Source organism: Bathymodiolus azoricus thioautotrophic gill symbiont, assembly GCF_001298715.1.
Taxonomy (GTDB): Bacteria; Pseudomonadota; Gammaproteobacteria; order PS1; family Pseudothioglobaceae; genus Thiodubiliella.
On sequence record NZ_CDSC02000383.1, the window covers coordinates 1 to 2767 of the forward strand.

At 41.7% G+C, this 2767-nt stretch carries 2 protein-coding genes; one reads left to right on the plus strand and one right to left on the minus strand.

All coding sequences use genetic code 11. From position 1 onward, the window contains the following. Positions 1-115: 115 nt before the first annotated feature. Positions 116-1108 (minus strand): porphobilinogen synthase, encoded by a 993-nt coding sequence (gene hemB / locus BAZSYMA_RS07500; protein WP_090717372.1) that lies wholly within the window; start codon positions 1106-1108, stop codon positions 116-118. Positions 1109-1147: 39 nt separating this feature from the next. On the opposite strand from hemB, the gene thiC reads away from it, so the two are divergent. Continuing rightward, a partial coding sequence (gene thiC / locus BAZSYMA_RS07505) for a phosphomethylpyrimidine synthase ThiC (protein ID WP_090717378.1) occupies positions 1148-2767 on the plus strand: 1620 nt, incomplete at its 3' end.

Below are 2767 nucleotides of genomic sequence, written 5' to 3' on the forward strand. Positions count from 1 at the left end.
AGCCGAAATTATTTTAGAAAAATTAGTGTAATTTATAAAATTCACCATTATAGAGAGAAATACTTCCAGAGAATTGGATAAACTTTGGTTATACCTTTACCCTATACGAAAAACATTAAGAATTTTTTAACCAAATCGCCGCTTGTTTGGCATAATAAGTTAACACTGCATCTGCCCCCGAACGCTTAAAACTCATCAGTGTTTCTAACACAGCCTTCTTTTCATCAAGCCAACCATTTTGTGTTGCTGCTTTAAGCATTGCATACTCGCCACTAACATGGTAGGCAAAAGTTGGTAGTCCGAAAGTTTGTTTGATACGGTAAACAATATCAAGATAAGGCAAGCCAGGTTTGACCATAACCATATCAGCGCCTTCGTCAATATCTAATCCAACTTCTCGAATGGCTTCATCGCTATTAGCTGGGTCCATTTGGTAAGTTTCTTTGCTAGACTGTCCTAGGTTTTTTGCAGAACCAACTGCATCACGGAATGGTCCATAATAACTGGATGCGTATTTGGCAGAGTAGGAAAGAATATTGGTGTGAATAAACCCGTTGCCTTCCAAAGCTTCACGAATAGCGCTAATACGACCATCCATCATATCGCTCGGGGCAACAATATCAGCGCCTGCTTGAGCATGAGAAAGAGCTTGTTTGACTAAAACTGTAACGGTTTCGTCATTTAATACATAACCTTCATGGTTAATTAACCCGTCTTGAGCGTGTGTGGTAAACGGGTCAAGTGCAACATCGGTAATGACTGCCAACTCAGGGTGTTTTGCTTTTAATGCACGCACAGCGCGCTGTGCTAAGCCTTCTGCATTAAAGGCTTCTTCAGCGTGAAGCGATTTTTTGCTTTCTGGAACAACAGGAAAGAGTGCCACAGCACGAATGCCTAATGCGACTAATGCTTGTGCTTCAATCAACAACTCATCAATGCTTAGGCGTTCTACATCAGGCATAGAATCAATACTTTGGCGTTGATTTTCACCTTCTACAATAAAAATCGGCAAAATCAAATCATCCGTTGTTAAAGTATTTTCACGTATTAATTCACGGATATGTGCGTGTTTTCTCATACGACGAGGTCTATGGGTTAAAATTGTCATCTTTATTTATTATTATTTATTTTAACGAATTATACAACAATGAACGAAACTCTAAAGAAAATGTCGAATGTTGATGAGTCTTTCATCAAGCCACTACCGAATTCGAAAAAGATCTATGTTAAAGGTTCACGCAAGGACATTCAAGTGCCGATGCGTCGAATTACACTCACGGATACCATTGGCGAACTTGCCGAGAAAAATGACCCTGTCTATGTATACGATACTTCGGGTGCCTATACTGATCCAAGCGTAAAAATTGACTTGCGTCAGGGCTTGGGTAATGTGCGTTCAAACTGGATTGAAGAGCGCGATGACACAGAATTATTAAAGGGGCTAAGCTCAGATTTCTCTAATGAGCGTCGTGACGATCAAGCGCTAGAAGAGCTTCGTTTTGAACACTTACAAGCACCAAGATGCGCTAAACAAGGTAAGAATGTCACGCAAATGCATTATGCTCGTCAAGGCATTATTACCCCTGAAATGGAGTACATTGCCATTCGTGAAAATTGCAAATGGCAGGATTACAAAGACAAAATTGGACAGCAAAAAGGCGAGTCATTTGGCGCCAGTATCCCTGATGTGATTACACCTGAATTTGTGCGTGATGAAGTGGCGCGTGGGCGTGCGGTGATCCCTGTGAATGTCAATCACCCTGAAAGCGAGCCGATGATTATTGGGCGTAATTTTATGGTGAAGATTAATGGCAATATTGGCAACTCGGCGCTGGGTTCAAGTATTGATGAGGAAGTCAATAAAATGGTGTGGGGTATCCGCTGGGGTGCTGATACGATTATGGACTTATCCACGGGTAAAAATATTCACGAAACTCGTGAATGGATTATTCGCAATTCGCCTGTACCGATTGGCACTGTGCCAATTTATCAAGCCTTGGAAAAAGTCAATGGTGTTGCCGAGGATTTAACTTGGGAAGTGTTTCGTGATACTTTGATTGAACAAGCCGAACAAGGTGTGGATTACTTTACCATTCACGCGGGCGTGCGCCTTAAGCATGTACCCTTGACCATTAATAGAATAACAGGTATTGTTTCTAGAGGTGGTTCGATTATGGCGAAGTGGTGTTTAGCGCACCATCAAGAGAGTTTTATTTATACCCATTTTGAAGAAATTTGCGAGATTATGAAAGCCTATGACATTACTTTCTCACTTGGTGATGGGCTGCGTCCAGGGTGTATTGCCGATGCGAATGATGCGGCGCAATTTGGTGAGTTAGAAACTTTAGGGGAGTTGACTAAAATCGCTTGGAAGCACGATGTGCAAACTTTTATTGAAGGTCCAGGTCATGTGCCAATGCAAATGATTAAAGAGAATATGGAAAAGCAACTTGACGAGTGTGGAGAAGCACCGTTTTATACCCTAGGTCCACTCACCACTGACATTGCACCAGGTTATGACCATATTACCTCAGCCATTGGTGCGGCGCAAATTGGCTGGTATGGTTGCGCAATGCTTTGTTATGTAACACCAAAAGAGCATTTAGGCTTACCGAATCAAGATGATGTTAAGCAAGGTATTATTGCTTATAAGATTGCTGCCCATGCTGCTGATCTTGCCAAAGGTCATCCGGGTGCACAAATTCGTGATAATGCTTTGTCAAAAGCAAGGTTTGAATTTCGATGGGAAGATCAATTTAATCTCGGC

Coding starts and splice junctions, on each gene's coding strand:
- hemB (WP_090717372.1), bottom strand. CDS start 1,108: ATGACAATTTTAACCCATAGACCTCGTCGTATGAGAAAACACGCACAT.